The organism is Gammaproteobacteria bacterium (assembly GCA_011375345.1).
Lineage (GTDB): Bacteria > Pseudomonadota > Gammaproteobacteria > DRLM01 > DRLM01 > DRLM01.
On record DRLM01000039.1, the window covers coordinates 1 to 15132 of the forward strand.

The 15132-nt window shown below is 64.5% G+C and carries 15 protein-coding genes; 8 read left to right on the forward strand and 7 right to left on the reverse strand.

All coding sequences use genetic code 11. The features are described from left to right. The 3 genes from ENJ19_03030 to rpsB form a co-directional block, all read right to left on the reverse strand. Positions 1-163: UMP kinase (locus tag ENJ19_03030; protein ID HHM04699.1), on the reverse strand; the 163-nt coding region annotated here is incomplete at its 3' end. Positions 164-232: 69 nt separating this feature from the next. After that, positions 233-1111 (reverse strand): elongation factor Ts, encoded by an 879-nt coding sequence (locus ENJ19_03035; GenBank protein ID HHM04700.1) that lies wholly within the window; start codon positions 1109-1111, stop codon positions 233-235. A gap of 173 nt (positions 1112-1284) precedes the next feature. Further along, complete coding sequence (gene rpsB / locus ENJ19_03040; protein ID HHM04701.1) at positions 1285-2109, reverse strand: 30S ribosomal protein S2; 825 nt, start codon at positions 2107-2109, stop codon at positions 1285-1287. A 343-nt stretch (positions 2110-2452) separates the two neighbouring features. Between rpsB and map the strand changes: the two genes are divergently transcribed. From map to rrtA, 3 genes are read left to right on the forward strand one after another with little or no spacing between them, the layout of a single operon-like run. After that, positions 2453-3211: a type I methionyl aminopeptidase gene (gene map / locus ENJ19_03045; protein ID HHM04702.1), complete on the forward strand. Its 759-nt coding sequence runs from the start codon at positions 2453-2455 to the stop codon at positions 3209-3211. 6 nt (positions 3212-3217) lie between these two features. Next, the gene (gene glnD, locus ENJ19_03050) at positions 3218-5908 is read left to right on the forward strand and encodes a [protein-PII] uridylyltransferase (GenBank protein ID HHM04703.1); all 2691 of its coding nucleotides are present in this window, start codon (positions 3218-3220) and stop codon (positions 5906-5908) included. Positions 5909-5911: 3 nt separating this feature from the next. Further along, the gene (rrtA, locus tag ENJ19_03055) at positions 5912-6514 is read left to right on the forward strand and encodes a rhombosortase (GenBank protein ID HHM04704.1); all 603 of its coding nucleotides are present in this window, start codon (positions 5912-5914) and stop codon (positions 6512-6514) included. Here the strand turns inward: rrtA and ENJ19_03060 are convergent. Further along, complete coding sequence (locus tag ENJ19_03060) at positions 6470-7432, reverse strand: DMT family transporter (protein HHM04705.1); 963 nt, start codon at positions 7430-7432, stop codon at positions 6470-6472. The genes rrtA and ENJ19_03060 overlap by 45 nt on opposite strands. Between ENJ19_03060 and dapC the strand changes: the two genes are divergently transcribed. From dapC to ENJ19_03080, 4 genes are all read left to right on the forward strand, one after another. After that, complete coding sequence (gene dapC, locus ENJ19_03065) at positions 7431-8624, forward strand: succinyldiaminopimelate transaminase (GenBank protein HHM04706.1); 1194 nt, start codon at positions 7431-7433, stop codon at positions 8622-8624. The genes ENJ19_03060 and dapC overlap by 2 nt on opposite strands. A gap of 133 nt (positions 8625-8757) precedes the next feature. Further along, positions 8758-9579 (forward strand): 2,3,4,5-tetrahydropyridine-2,6-dicarboxylate N-succinyltransferase, encoded by an 822-nt coding sequence (gene dapD / locus ENJ19_03070; protein ID HHM04707.1) that lies wholly within the window; start codon positions 8758-8760, stop codon positions 9577-9579. After that, the gene (locus tag ENJ19_03075; GenBank protein HHM04708.1) at positions 9579-9932 is read left to right on the forward strand and encodes an ArsC family reductase; all 354 of its coding nucleotides are present in this window, start codon (positions 9579-9581) and stop codon (positions 9930-9932) included. Before dapD ends, ENJ19_03075 begins: the two co-directional genes overlap by 1 nt. A 102-nt stretch (positions 9933-10034) precedes the next feature. After that, the gene (locus ENJ19_03080; GenBank protein HHM04709.1) at positions 10035-11183 is read left to right on the forward strand and encodes a succinyl-diaminopimelate desuccinylase; all 1149 of its coding nucleotides are present in this window, start codon (positions 10035-10037) and stop codon (positions 11181-11183) included. Positions 11184-11214: 31 nt separating this feature from the next. Here the strand turns inward: ENJ19_03080 and ENJ19_03085 are convergent, their stop codons facing one another. Further along, the gene (locus tag ENJ19_03085) at positions 11215-12414 is read right to left on the reverse strand and encodes a GGDEF domain-containing protein (GenBank protein HHM04710.1); all 1200 of its coding nucleotides are present in this window, start codon (positions 12412-12414) and stop codon (positions 11215-11217) included. A 417-nt stretch (positions 12415-12831) separates the two neighbouring features. On the opposite strand from ENJ19_03085, the gene ENJ19_03090 reads away from it, so the two are divergent. Then, positions 12832-13221: a PilZ domain-containing protein gene (locus tag ENJ19_03090; protein ID HHM04711.1), complete on the forward strand. Its 390-nt coding sequence runs from the start codon at positions 12832-12834 to the stop codon at positions 13219-13221. Positions 13222-13228: 7 nt separating this feature from the next. Here the strand turns inward: ENJ19_03090 and radA are convergent, their stop codons facing one another. Then, positions 13229-14599: a DNA repair protein RadA gene (gene radA, locus ENJ19_03095; protein HHM04712.1), complete on the reverse strand. Its 1371-nt coding sequence runs from the start codon at positions 14597-14599 to the stop codon at positions 13229-13231. A 173-nt stretch (positions 14600-14772) separates the two neighbouring features. Beyond that, positions 14773-15120, reverse strand: a complete 348-nt coding sequence (locus tag ENJ19_03100; protein ID HHM04713.1) for a hypothetical protein — start codon at positions 15118-15120, stop codon at positions 14773-14775. Positions 15121-15132: the final 12 nt, after the last annotated feature.

A 15132-nucleotide genomic window follows, 5' to 3' on the forward strand; every position in this document is an offset into this window, starting at 1 on the left:
CGGTGACCCGGTCTATCCCCGCCGCCGCCAGCCCGGCACCGCGGAAAATATTGCCACCGCCAATGACCACCCCCACCTGCACCCGGGCCGCCACCAGTGCCCGCAGCTCATCAGCGATCCGCCCCACGATGGCGGGACTGATGGTGTCGTCGCCCTCACCCATGAGGGCCTCGCCACTGAGTTTGAGCAGGATGCGGCGGTAGGCGGGCGGTGGCTCGGCCTCACTCACCCTTCAGCCCCCGCGCACCTGGGCCATCACTTCTTCGGCGAAGTTCTCGCTCTTTTTCTCTATTCCCTCCCCCACCTCGAAGCGGATGAAACTGGCCACGCGGGCGCCTTTTTCAGCCAGCAGCTTCTCCACAGTCTGATCCGGGTTTTTCACAAAAGGCTGGCCCAAGAGGGTGATTTCACTCAAAAACTTTCTGACACGCCCGGTGATCATCTTTTCGACAATGTCGGCCGGCTTGCCACTGTCCAGCGCCTGGGCGCGGAAAATTTCCTTTTCTTTCTCCACCACCTCGGCAGGCACCTGTTCGGGCGCCACGGCAGTGGGTCTGCTCGCCGCCACGTGCATGGCGATGTCCTTGGCCAGGGCGGCGTCACCCCCTTCCAGGGCCACCAACACGCCGATCCGTGCCCCGTGCAGATAAGCGCCCACCAAATCGCTGCTCTCCGCCACCGCGAAACGCCGCACCGAGATATTTTCGCCCAGTTTGGCGATGAGTTCGCGACGCCATTCGTCCAGGGTTCTGCCGTCCGGCGCCGGCAGCGCCATCAGGGCGTCCACGCCGGCCGGCCGGCCATTGAGGACCTGTCCGGCCACGGCCTGAGAAAAGGCGACAAAATCATCGCCATTGGCCACGAAATCGGTCTCGCAGTTCACTTCGGCCATGGCGCCCATTTTGCCGTCGGCGCTGATTGCCTGGACAATGCGGCCTTCCGCCGCCACCCGGCCGGCCTTCTTGTCCGCCTTGGCCATGCCGGCCTTGCGCATGAGTTCCACCGCGGCTTCGATGTCACCGCCGGCTTCCACCAGCGCTTTTTTGCATTCCATCATGCCCGAACCGGTACGCTCGCGCAGTTCTTTGACCTGCGCCGCTGTAATTTGCATGATCCTAACCCCTTCGCTGCTTCGAGTGCCTAAAAATAATCGTTAGAAATTCGCCCGACCCCGTCTGCCGGGTACGAAACGCGGCGGCACCCGCAGGAGCCGCCGCGCTGGAACGCCGCCTGTCCGCGCCGGAGGCTGCCCCGGCACTGATGCGGAAACTGGCGCACTGGCTTTTAAGAGGTGGCCGCCGCGCTCCCGGCTGCGTCCGCCTGGGCCGCGGCCGGCTCAGCGTCGGGGGCATCTTTTGCCTTGGCACGGGGTGCGGCCGCTTCCTCGTCCATTTCCACGAATTCGTCTTCGGGAACCGTATGCAGGGCAGCGGCATGACCGTCGATCACCGCATCCGCCGCCGCCCGCACGTACAAGCGCACGGCCCGGATGGAGTCGTCATTGCCAGGAATAATGTAGTCGATATTCCGCGGCGAGTTGTTGGTATCCACCACACCCACCACAGGAATGCCCAGCTTCACCGCCTCGCTGACCGCAATGTCCTCGTGGCCCACGTCGATGACAAACAAGGCATCCGGCAGCGCACCCATGTCCTTGATGCCGCCCAGGCTTTTTTCCAGCTTGTCTTTCTCGCGGCGCAGCCCCAGGGCTTCTTTTTTATTGAAACGCTCCAGGGAGCCGTCTTTCTCCATCGCCTCCAGCTCTTTGAGGCGGCGGACGGACTGGCGGATGGTTTTGAAATTGGTCAGCATACCGCCAAGCCAGCGCTGGTTGACATAGGGCATGCCGCAGCGGGTGGCTTCTTCCTCCACCACCTGCTGCGCGGCGCGCTTGGTGCCCACAAACAACACCGTACCCTTGCCGGCGGCGAGTTTGCTGATGAAATTCATCGCCTCGACGAACAGCGGCAGGGTTTTTTCCAGATTGATGATGTGGATCTTGTTGCGCTCACCAAAAATATAGGGCGCCATCTTGGGGTGCCAGAAACGGGTCTGGTGGCCGAAATGCACGCCGGCCTCCAGCATCTGGCGCATGGATACATTTGCCATTTGTTGATCTCCGCAGGGTTAAGCCTCCACACATCCCAGACGCCAACCCGAATGCGGGCACCCAGACGGCTGTGTCGATGCGTGTGTGTCGTTAAATCGGATCGAAAGTTCCCAGGCGGCGCCAGTGCAGACTGAGGTTGAGGCCGCTGGAGACTCGCCCGATTCCGGCGCGCTTTATACCACATTAACCCTGGGGCCTCAATGTATCGCCAAGGGAAAAGACAGTGCGAGGTGGCGCCGCTGCCGCAGACGCTGCTGACACCCGCCCCCCGATAACGGTAAGATGCCCGGCGTCGTTCACCCGTCCCTGTCCCAACACAAGCAAGGTAGCCGTTTCTGCATTATGAGCGTGCCTGTTAAAACCGCCGAGGAAATCAAAAGCATGCGCACCGCCGGCCGCCTGGCCGCCGAGGTGCTGGACATGATCGCGCCCCACATCGTCCCGGGGGTGACGACCGAAGAACTGGACCGGATCTGCCATGACTACATCGTCAACGTCCAGGGCGCCGTTCCGGCCCCGCTGAATTATCACGGCTTCCCCAAATCCATCTGCACCTCGGTGAACCACCAGGTCTGCCACGGCATTCCCAGCAACAAGCGTTTGAAAAACGGTGACATTATCAACGTGGACATCACCGTCATCAAAAACGAACACCACGGCGATACCAGCCGCATGTTTTTCGTGGGCGAACCCTCCACCCTGGCCCGGCGGCTGGTGCGGGTGAGTCAGGAGTGCCTGAACATCGGCATTGAGCAGGTCCGACCCGGCGCCCGGCTGGGAGACATCGGCCATGCCATTCAAAAGCATGCCGAGGCGGCGGGATTTTCCGTGGTCCGGGAGTACTGTGGCCACGGTATCGGCAAGCGTTTTCACGAGGATCCCCAGGTGCTGCATTACGGCAAGCCCGGCACCGGTCTCACCCTGGAAGCGGGCATGACCTTCACCATCGAGCCCATGATCAACGCCGGCAAACGCCAGGTGAAGCTGCTGCCGGACCAATGGACCGTGGTCACCAAGGATCACAGCCTCTCCGCCCAGTGGGAGCACACTGTGCTGGTCACCGAAACGGGCGTGGAGATATTGACAATGGCTTCCGACTGAGAACTACTGACACTGCCCGCCCCCAAGGGAACAGCGGCCCCCGTGAGCAACTCTGAGATCTTCGACGCAACGGCGTTTTCCCGTGCCCTGACCGCGGCGGGCAATGAGCCGGCGGCCTGCCGGCGCGTGTTGCACAAGGCCACCACCGCCCTGGCGGAAGACTTCGCCCGCGGCGCTCCCGTGGATAACCTGGTACGGCGGCGCGCCCTGCTGGTGGACCGGGTCTTGCAGCACGGCTGGCGACATCATTTCGGCGACACCGCGCCCCAGGCCCTGGTCGCGGTGGGTGGCTACGGCCGGGGCGAACTGCATCCCGGCTCTGACATCGACATTCAGATTCTCCACCAGGAAGACGACGTCAACCGCATCGCCGCCAAGGTCAGCGACCTGCTCACCTGGGCCTGGGACGCGGGGCTGGAGCTGGGCCCCAGCGTGCGCACAGTAGCACAATGTGTGGAAGAAGCCGGCGCGGACATTACCGTGGCCACCAACCTGATGGAGGCCCGCCTGGTAGCCGGAAACGGGGCGTTGTTTCACGCCATGGGAGAAGCCGTGGGACCGGACCGCATCTGGCCGTCGCCTGAATTTTTCCGCGCCAAGCTGAAAGAACAACACTGCCGCCACCGCAAATTCAACGACACCGCCTACAACCTGGAACCCAATGTCAAAGAGGGGCCCGGAGGGCTGCGCGACATCCAGGTCATCGGCTGGGTGGCCAAGCGTCATTTCGGCGCCCGTACCCTGCACGATCTGGTGGACCACGGTTTTTTGAGCGAATCGGAATTCAGCAGCCTCATGGAGGGACAGAATTTTCTGTGGCGGGTGCGCTTTGCGCTGCACATTGTCACCGGGCGGCGGGAAGACCGTCTGCTGCTGGACCACCAGATCGTCCTGGCCCGGCAATTCGGCTACACCGACGGCGGCGCCAATCTGGCGGTGGAAAAATTCATGAAAAGCTATTACCGCACGGCAATGGCGCTGTCCCGCCTCAACGAGATGCTGCTGCAGCTGTTCGAGGAAGCCATCCTCTACGCTGACGATCCCGGCGAACCGGTGGCCATCAACAAACGCTTTCAAAGCCGCAAGGGCTACATCGAAGCCAAAAACAGCGCCATATTTTCCCGCTACCCTTTTGCCTTGCTGGAGATCTTCCTGCTCCTGCAACAACATCCCGAACTCAAGGGCGTGCGGGCCGCCACCATCCGCCTGATCCGCGATCACCGCCACCTGATCGACGATGCCTTCCGCGCTGATCTGCGCAACCGCGCCCTGTTCATGGAGATCCTGCGCCAGGGCCGGGGCATCACCGACCAGTTGCGGGCCATGAACCGCTACGGCGTGCTGGCAGCCTATCTGCCCGCCTTCGGCCGCATTGCCGGCCTGATGCAGTACGACCTGTTCCACGTCTACACGGTGGACGAACACACACTGACCGTGCTGCGCAACCTGCGCCGCTTCACCGTGGCGGAGCACAAGCATGAATTCCCCCTGTGCAGCGATTTGATGACCAAGCATATCCCCAAGCCCGAGCTGCTCTATCTGGGCGCCTTGTTTCACGACATTGCCAAGGGCCGGGACGGAGACCATTCCCAGCTGGGCGCCGCCGAGGCCCTGGCGTTCTGCCGCCACCACGGCCTGGGCGAGTACGACGCCCGCCTGGTGGCCTGGCTGGTGGAACACCATCTGGTCATGTCGGTCACCTCCCAGCGCAAAGACATCAGCGACCCCGAGGTGCTGCAGGAATTCGCCCAGGCGGCGCGCAATCCCAACTACCTCAATCACTTGTTCCTGCTCACCGTGGCAGACATCCGCGGCACCAACCCCAGCCTGTGGAACAGCTGGCGGGAGACGCTGCTGCTGGAACTGTACAGCGGCGCCATGCGCATTCTGCGCCTGGGCAAGGGCCCCAGCGCCGACCGGGAAGAGCGCCTTCAGGCCACCCGCAGCGAAGCGCGGGAACTCTTGCGCCAACACGGCATTCAGCAGGCCGCTGTCAAGGCCCTCTGGGCCACTTTCACCGAAGACTATTTCCTCCGCTACGCCGCCGACGAAGTCGCCTGGCACACCCAGGCCCTGGCGCAACACCACGGCGAACCATGGCCCCTCATTCTGATGCGCCACCGCATGCGCCGGGGCGGCACGGAAATTTTCATCGCCTGCGCCGCCGACGACCGCCTGTTCGCCGCCACCACGTCCACCCTGGACCAGGCGGGGCTCAGCATCGTGGACGCCCGCATCACCCGCTCCACCGACGATGTGGCACTGGATACTTATATCGTGCTGGAAGCCAACGGCGAGGCCATCAGCAGCGCCCACCGTATCCAGGACATCTACACCAAACTCCGGCACCGCCTGCGCCATCTGGACGAGGCGCCGCCGCGGCCCAGCCGGCGCCTGCCGCGGCAGTTCAAAAGCATTGCCATCACCACCGAGGTGCGCTTTTCCCAGGACGACGCCAACCAGCGCACCGTGCTGGAACTCACCACCGCCGACCGCCCCGGCCTGCTCTCCCAGGTGGGGCAGATCCTCCACGAGTGCGAGGTGCGCCTGGAAAACGCCCGCATTTCCACCTTCGGCGCCCGGGTGGAAGACGTGTTCTACGTCACCGACCGCCACCACCGGCCGTTGCGCGAAGAACGCCAACTCCACTGCCTGCGCCAGCAGCTCACCACCCGGCTGGGTCAGCCGGCCAGCTAAGCCGTGGCTGTTCTCGCTGCCTGCTTGCGCCGCCACCATCTGCCCCTGCTCCTGGGCCTCATCGCCCTCGTCCTCGCCGCGGCGGGCGAGAGCGCCACCGAGGTCCTGCGTTTCGACCGGGCCGCCATCGCCCAGGGCCAGGGATGGCGCCTGCTCAGCGGCAACCTGGTGCATCTGGGGTGGGTCCACCTGCTGCTTAACCTGGCGGGGCTGGGCCTGATCTGGCTGCTGGTTCATGACCAGTGGCCCACGGCGGCCTGGTGGCTGATCATGCTGATCTCCAGCCTGGCCGTGGGGCTGGGGCTGTGGTGGTTCAATCCCGAACTGATGTGGTATGTGGGCCTGTCCGGCGCACTGCACGGCCTGTTTGCCGCCGGCGCCGCGGCGGGGGCGGCGCGGCGACAAAACTGGGAAGCCTGGGCGCTGCTGGCCGCGGTGACGGCCAAACTGGCCTGGGAGCAATACGCCGGTCCCCTGCCCGGCTCGGCGGAAGCGGCGGGCGGCCCCGTGATCGTAGACGCCCATTTGTACGGCGCTGCCGGCGGCGCCGGGACAGCGGCGCTACTGCTGCTTCTTCCCCGCCGCTGCCAGCCAGGCCGCGGCTAGAATCACCGCGCCCCCCAGCCATTCCCCCCCCGACAGGCCCTCCCCCGCCAGCCAGGCCGCGCTCACCGCCCCCACCACCACCTCGAACAACAAAATCACCGCCGAGCGGTGCACCGGCATGTGGCTGACGCCATACACCACCGCCAGCGTCATGGTCACAATGCCCAGGGCCCCCAAGGCCGCCGCCGCGGCCCACACCTCCAGCGGCGCCCGGGGCGGCGTCGTGCCCGTGGCCAGGGCAATCACCGCCGCCAGCACCACCACGCCCCACCAGGACACCGCCGTTTTCAGCGCCACCGGCACGTCCTCCAGCTTGCGCAGCAAGACATTGGCCAGGGCGAAAGCCAGTCCCGAAGAAAGCGCCAGCCAGTCCGCCGCCTCCCGCGGCCAGGGCAGCCCCACCTCAGAATCCCACAACATCGCCACCGCCCCGCCCAAGGCTGCCGCCACCGCCAGCCAGCCCCGCACGGGCACGGCTTCCCCCAGTATCACTCGCCCCAGCAAGGCGGCCCACACCGGTGAGAGATAAAACAGCAGCATCACCCGCAGCACCGTACCCTCCAGCACCGCCAGTACAAAGGCAATGTTGCACCAGGCGCTGCTGAGGGCCACCGCCGGCAACAGGAGCGGCCGCCGCCGCAGATACGCCCGCTGGCGCCACAGCAGCGGCAGCCCCAGCAGCGCCGCCGCTGCAAACAGCGTCCAGGTGGACCACAGGCCGTGCAGGCCCCGCAGCGCAAGCTCCCGCAGGGGATACCACAGCAAGCCCCAAAATGTGGCCGCTAACAGCAACGCACCCACGGGCATCCAGGGGACTTTGGCTTGGGTTGGCATGGCAGATGTCCTATACTTGGCGACCCTTTGGGGGCCGGTTCCAAAAAGCCGGCCATCATACCCGTTTCGCCGGCCCGAGCGCATGAACCCCGAGTTAAACAGGCTGCAACCCTATCCCTTCGAGAAGCTGGCGGCGCTCAAGGCGGGCATCGCGCCGGCGGCCCTGCCCGCCATCAATCTCTCAGTGGGCGAGCCCCAGCACAGCGCGCCGGCACGGGTGGTGGAAGAACTCATGGTGCATCTGCACGGCGTCACCCGCTATCCCCTCATCAAGGGCAGCCCTGCTCTGCGCGCCGCCATCGCGGAGTGGTTGCAAGAGCGCTTCGCGCTGCCCGAAGGGGCCATCGACCCCGAGCGCCAGGTGCTGCCCGTCAACGGCACCCGTGAGGCCTTGTTCGCCTTGGCCCAGGCGGTAGTGGACCGGGGCGCGCGGCCGGTGGTGATCGCGCCCAACCCCTTCTATCAGATTTACGAGGGGGCGGCGCTGCTGGCGGGCGCCGCGCCGTTTTACGTCAACACCACTGCCACCAACGGCTTTGCACCGGACTTCACCACCGTGCCGGCGGAGATTTGGCGGCGCTGCCAACTGGTCTACCTGTGCACCCCGGGCAACCCCACCGGCGCGGTGCTGGATCCGGCCGCGCTGCAGCAGTTGATCGCCCTGGCCGACGAGCACGATTTCCTCATCGCCAGCGACGAGTGCTATTCGGAGATTTACCCCGACGAAGCAGCGCCGCCACCGGGCCTGCTGCAAGCGGCTCAGGCCATGGGCCGCAGCGATTTCCGCCGCTGTGTGGTGTTTCACAGCCTGTCCAAGCGCTCCAACCTGCCGGGCTTGCGTTCCGGTTTCGTGGCCGGTGACGGGGAAGTGCTGCAGTCCTTTTACCGCTACCGCAGCTACCACGGCTGCGCCATGCCCCCCCCCACCCAGGCCGCCAGCATCGCCGCCTGGCGTGACGAACAACACGTGCGGCACAACCGTGCCCTGTATCGGGAAAAATTTCGCGCGGTGCTGAACATCCTCCGGCCCGTGCTGGAGGTGGCAGCGCCGGCGGCGGGCTTTTACCTGTGGCCGCGCACGCCGGTGGACGACGAGCGCTTTGCCCGGGGCTTGTTTGCCAGCCAGAACGTCACCGTGGTGCCGGGACGCTATCTGTCGCGGGACACCGCCACGGGCAATCCCGGCACCGGCCACGTGCGCATCGCCCTGGTGCCACCGCTGGATGAATGCATCGAAGCGGCGGGGCGCATCCGTACCTATATTGAAAGCCTTTGAGGCAAGAAGCCTGTGCGTTGGAACCCGGCCTTCACATGTTCCTTAAGCAGGATGATGAAAAAGCCTTCTGCCCTCTTCCAACGCCGGAAGCCGCGATGCCTGTTTTACCAACACATCCCGTATGGAGTCATAGATGAGCACCCTCCAAGAAATCATCGAAACCGCCTTTGAACAGCGCACCGGCCTCACCCCGCAAAGCGCCTCCCCGGAGGTGAAAAACGCGGTGGACGAGGCGCTGAAACTGCTCAACAGCGGCCAGGCCCGGGTGGCAGAAAAACGCAACGGCAACTGGGTCGTCAACCAGTGGCTGAAAAAAGCCGTGCTGCTGTCGTTCCGCTTGCAGGGCAATGAGGTCATGAACAACGGATGCCAGCGCTACTATGACAAGGTACCCCTGAAATACGCAGATTATGCGGCAGCGGATTTCCAGCGCGACGGCGTGCGGGTGGTGCCGCCGGCCACCGTCCGGCGTGGCGCCTACATTGCGCCCAACGTGGTGCTGATGCCCTCCTATGTGAACATCGGCGCCTACGTGGACAGCGGCACCATGGTGGACACCTGGGCCACAGTGGGCTCCTGCGCCCAAATCGGCAGGAATGTGCACTTGTCCGGCGGTGTGGGCATCGGTGGTGTGCTGGAGCCCTTGCAGGCCGGCCCCACCATCATCGAGGACAATTGCTTCATCGGCGCCCGCTCGGAAGTGGTGGAAGGGGTGGTCGTGGAAGAAGGTGCGGTGATTTCCATGGGGGTGTACATCGGCCAGAGCACCCGCATCTACCATCGCGAGACTGGCGAGATTCTCTACGGCCGGGTACCGGCAGGCGCGGTGGTGGTCTCCGGCAACCTGCCGTCCAAAGACGGCAGGTACAGCCTCTACTGCGCCGTCATCGTCAAGCAGGTGGACGCCAAGACCCGCGCCAAGGTGGGGATCAACGAACTGCTGCGCAACATTTGATGGTCACCCTCTACGGCATCAAAAACTGCGATACAGTCAGGCGGGCGCGCCGCTGGCTGGATGCCCAGGGCGTGGCTTATCGTTTTCATGACCTCCGCGCCGACGGCCTGAATGACACCCGCTTGCGCGCCTGGGCCCGGCAGGTGGGCTGGGAAAGCTTGCTGAACCGCCGCAGCGCCACCTGGCGGCGGCTCCCGGCAACGACACGCGAGAGCCTGGACGAACAAAGTGCGTTGCGCTTGATGCTAAAAGAGCCTACCTTGATCAAGCGGCCGGTGCTGGACACCGGCGGCAGGGTGCGGGTGGGTTTCGACGAAGCAGGCTTCCGGCAGTCGCCACAGAGCGCGCCCTGACCTTGGGGCCTTGGCGGCACAAGGCTGCCTTGTGCCAACCACCAGACAGCGGGGCGCGGCGCGCGCCCTCTATTTACCGGGCCTTGCCCGTCACAGCAGCAGATGCCGACTTGTCAATATCCGCCCACGATCCAACTGGCCGTTGACCTCATCCGCCGGCCCTCGGTCACCCCGGACGACCACGGGTGCCAGACGCTGATTGCCAAACGCTTGCAAGCGCTGGGCTTTGCTGTCGAGCCCCTGCGTTTCGGCGAAGTGGACAACCTGTGGGCGCGGCGGGGCACGCAGGGGCCCTTGTTCGTCTTTGCCGGCCACACCGACGTGGTGCCCCCAGGGCCGGAACACCTGTGGCGCCACCCGCCCTTCGCCGGCACCATCGCCGATGGTCTGCTCTACGGCCGCGGCGCCGCGGATATGAAAGGCGCCCTGGCGGCCATGGTCACGGCCACGGCGCGTTTCGTCTCGGCCCACCCTGGTCACAAAGGTTCCATCGCCTTTTTGCTGACCAGTGACGAAGAAGGCCCGGCGGTAAACGGTACCGTGAAAGTGGTCGAGACCCTCAAGGCCCGGGGCGAACACATCGACTGGTGCGTGGTGGGCGAGCCCAGCAGCAGCGAGCAGGTGGGCGATGTGATCAAAAACGGCCGCCGCGGCTCCCTCAACGGCCGGCTGCGGATCAAGGGCAGCCAGGGCCACGTGGCCTATCCCCAGCTCGCCGACAACCCCATCCACCGGGCGGTGCCCGCCCTGGCAGAACTGGCCGCCACCGCCTGGGACCGCGGCAGCGAACATTTCCCCCCCACCAGCTTGCAGATCTCCAACATCCACGGTGGCACCGGGGCCGAGAATGTGATCCCCGGCGAGTTGGAGGTCATGTTCAATTTCCGCTATTCCACCGCCCAGACCGCCGCCGGTCTGCAACAGCAGGTCCAGGCGCTGCTGGACCGCCACGGCCTGAACTATGACCTCAGCTGGCGCTTGTCGGGCGAGCCCTTCCTCACCCCCAGCGGCGTCCTGGTGGAGGCGGCGCGGGCGGCCATCCAGACGGTGAGCGGGTTCGCGCCGGAGTTGTCCACCGGCGGCGGCACCTCCGACGGCCGTTTCATTGCTCCCACGGGCGCGGAAGTGATCGAGCTGGGGCCCCAAAACGCCACCATTCACCAACTGAACGAGCACATTGGGGTGGCTGATCTGGAGCGGCTTTCCGCTCTGTATCAAGCTTTACTGGAAAACTTGCTGGAGCGCGGGTAAAGATGCCGCCTGCCGGGCTTTGTTCCCCCAGCTACTTTTCTGCAACCGACTCCAGCGCCCCGTAAGCCAACACCCGGTTGCGGCCCAGTGCTTTGGCCTGATAGAGCGCCCGATCGGCCTCCTTTAACATCGCCTCGACATCCAGTTCCCGCTGCCGGGTTTTGACCGTCAGTCCGATGCTGACCGTTACCGAGACCTTGTGGCCATCCACTTCTATCGCCCCGCGCGCCAGCAAATGACACACACGTTTCATGGCCCGCAGCGCCTGCCGGGCATCGGTCCGGATCATCAACACCACAAACTCTTCGCCGCCGAGCCGGCCGAAGAAATCCTCATCGCGGAGCGCCAGGCGCGCCACGGCGGCAAAACGCCGCAGCACACCATCACCCACAGCGTGGCCGAAGGTGTCGTTGATTTTTTTGAAATGGTCGAGATCCAAAATGGCCAGCGCCACCGGACTGATATTGCGGGCACCGCTGACAACCGGCTCTATGGCTTCAAAAAAACCGCGCCGGTTGTAAACATCGGTCAGGGTATCCCGCGTTGCCTGCCGCCTGAGGTGGCCCTGCAGGCGCTCAGTGGTCATCAGTATCATGCCGAAGGTCACCGTGATCGACACCATCAGGGCAACGAATATCGCCAGCGCGTCAAAAGAGGTGTCAATGGGCCTGTGAATATCCGCAAAGGTCACTGCCGCACGCGCGCCCCACACCAGGGACACCACCGCGAAACTGATACGCATGATCCTGGATATAACGGAGCTGTGTTTGTTGGGAGAACCCATCTCATAGAACACCAGCGCGGCGCAAAGGGAGACGAATGTGGAAAAACAGGCCACCACCCAGGCGACGGGCAACCGTAACGGTACCGCCATCAGCAGTGCGACGAAAAAGCTGCCGACCACTATCGCCGCCGCCACCCGGCCCGGGCAGCTGCGGCCGAAGAACTTTCTGACGCCGTACCAGACGTAGATCCAACCCAGGGCAATGAGCGCCACGCCAGCGGAACGGATCACAGCCAGCAGCCACATGCTTTCATTGCCAAGCGCGGGCTCGGGCTGGACCGCGCGGACCCAGATCGCCACGACGCTGCCCAGGGCCATCATTGCCCCGGACAGGGCCCACTCAAGGGTGCCGTCCTCGTTGCGGTTAAGCTGCCAGGTAATCGTCAAAGCAATGGCTTCAAGGAAAAAAGCCGCGACAATGACGATAAACACCGTCTGGTAGTCCATACGTTCTTCCCCTCGCGCACCGGGCGAGCCGGACAACTGTATTGATGGCGAAGCCCCCGACGTGAAAAGCGTGCAAGAATGGATCGAACAGCTGCGCAATTGATAGAGAATGCAATGAATTCGGATGCTGTGACGGGAATCACCAAAGACGCTGTTTGTCTGCACCGGCCCATCCCTTGCACCAAGGGGGTGCGCCGCAATTCAAAACACCGGACACCCGGACCGGGATCCTTTTTCTCACCAATAAGTTTAGTTCAGCCGGCGGTGCACGAAAGAAACCGCGCCGTCCCCAAACACCGAAAGTGCCGCCAGATTCCGGCAGCGGTGCCACGCCTCGGCTCAAGTCATCCCCGCGGATGCCGACAAACGCTTTGAAGTGCGCCCACGGAACCGGGAACACATAGACGGGTGAACACCATGAGCGAATCTGAGCAAGGGGCGGAACGACGGCGTTTCTCCCGCATTCCGTTCGATGGCGCTGTGCTGCTGCGGGATCAGGCGGGAAAGAGCTGGCACACTGACCTGTTGGATATTTCCCTGAAGGGCGTGCTGGTCAGCCGGCCCGACGGCTGGGCCGGTGAACCTGGCGAGACCTATCATCTGGAAATCACCCTGCCCACCGGCGATGTGACGCTGATGATGGAAGTGGAAACCGCTCACGTGGAAGACAGCAACGTCGGCTTTTGCTGCGTCCAGATCGACGTGGACAGCATCTCGCATCTGCGCCGGCTGATGGAACTCAATCTGGGCGATGAATCGCAGTTCCATCGCGAGCTGTTCGCCCTGGTACGCAAGCACTGCGCCTGACAGACTCCTAGAACAAGGCCTCCAGCGCCTCAGCCAGACACCGCACGGGCATCACCTCCAGCCCCTCGGGGGGGCGCCTGGGGGCGTTGGCCCGGGGCACGATGGCGCGTTTGAAGCCGTGTTTGGCCGCCTCCCGCAAGCGCTCCTGCCCGCCCTGAACGGGACGGATCTCCCCGGCCAGGCCCACCTCCCCGAACACCACCAGCTCGCGCGCCAGGGCCCGCTCGCGCAGGCTGGACAGGGCGGCGCTGAGCACACCAAGATCGGCGCCGGTCTCCGTCACCCGCACCCCCCCCACCACGTTGACGAACACATCCTGGTCATACATGGCGATGCCGGCGTGACGCTGCAGCACCGCCAGCAACATGGCCAGGCGGTTTTGGTCCAGCCCCACGGTGACCCGGCGGGGATGGGCCAGATGGCTTTCCGCCACCAAGGCCTGCATCTCCACCAGAAGCGGGCGGGTTCCCTCGCGGGTCACCATCACCACGCTGCCAGGCGCGCTGTCCCCGTGGCGTGAGAGGAAAATGGCCGAGGGATTGCTCACCTCCTTGAGTCCCCGATCACTCATGCCAAACACCCCCAGCTCGTTCACCGCGCCGAAACGGTTCTTAATGGCCCGCACCACCCGGTAGGGCGTGCCCATGTCCCCTTCGAAATAAAGCACCGTGTCCACCATGTGCTCCAACACCCGGGGACCGGCCAGGGCACCTTCTTTGGTGACATGCCCCACCAGAAACAAGGCGGTACCCGTGCGTTTGGCAAACTGCACCACCTGGGCGGCGCTCTCCCGCACCTGGGCCACACTGCCCGGGGCTGATTGCAGCGCCCCGGTGAACATGGTCTGAATGGAGTCGATGACCATCACCCGCGGTTGCTCCCGGGCCGCGTGAGCCAATACCGCCTCCACCTGCGTTTCTGCCAGCAGACGCAGCCGGCTGACGTTCAATTGCAGGCGGCGGGCGCGCAAGCTCACTTGTTGCGGCGACTCTTCACCCGTGACATAGAGCACCGCTTGCTCAGCCGCCAGCACCGCCAAAGTCTGCAACAGCAGGGTGGATTTTCCGACCCCGGGATCACCGCCGATGAGCACCACCGACCCGGCCACCAAGCCACCGCCCAACACCCGGTCCAGCTCAACCAGGCCGGTCATCAGGCGCGTTTCCTCTTCTGCCTGCACCTCCGCCAGCGCGATCACCCTGGCGCCATCAATTGATCCTGCATACCCCGCCCGCCGGCCGGGGCGCGCCGACGCTGCGACGGCTTCGCTGAGGGTGTTCCATTCACCGCAATCGGGGCACTGGCCGGCCCATTTGGACGTCGCCGCACCACAGGCAGCGCAACGGTACAGGATTTTTGTTTTGACTTTGCTGCTCATGCGTTTCCACCAGCCCGCCGTGCGGCCGGCATCACCAGACAACTCATCGGCGAAAATGACGGGGGAGCGCCCTTCCCAACGCCCCCGGTGTGCCGGCAATCACTTGTCCGCTCACACCTACTTGCCCGCGCAGCGCAACACATGGAAATCAATGGAAATCACCGGCTGCCGCTTCAGGACGGCCGCAATCCGGCCAGGTTCGACTCCACCTTCCCCGCCGCCTCGGCACTGATGGAACGCCCCCCGCCGCCGCTGAGCGCGGCATACAGCTCGCGCACGGTCTCGGCATAGTCTTCCGGCTCGATGTCGGCGCCACGGCCCTCGCGGGACAACGTCAGCACCTTGCTGACTTGCGCGCTGCTTTTGCCCAGTTCATCGAAAAGGGGCCCGAAGCGCCACAGCATGCCCTGCTGACCCTCCACATCGGCGGCATGGGCCATAACATCCTTGAGTACGCTGTATTCGCGGCGGTTGGCGGAAATCAGAAAGACAAAGGCGCCCACCACCGAGGCCGGAATCATGAAAATCCACAC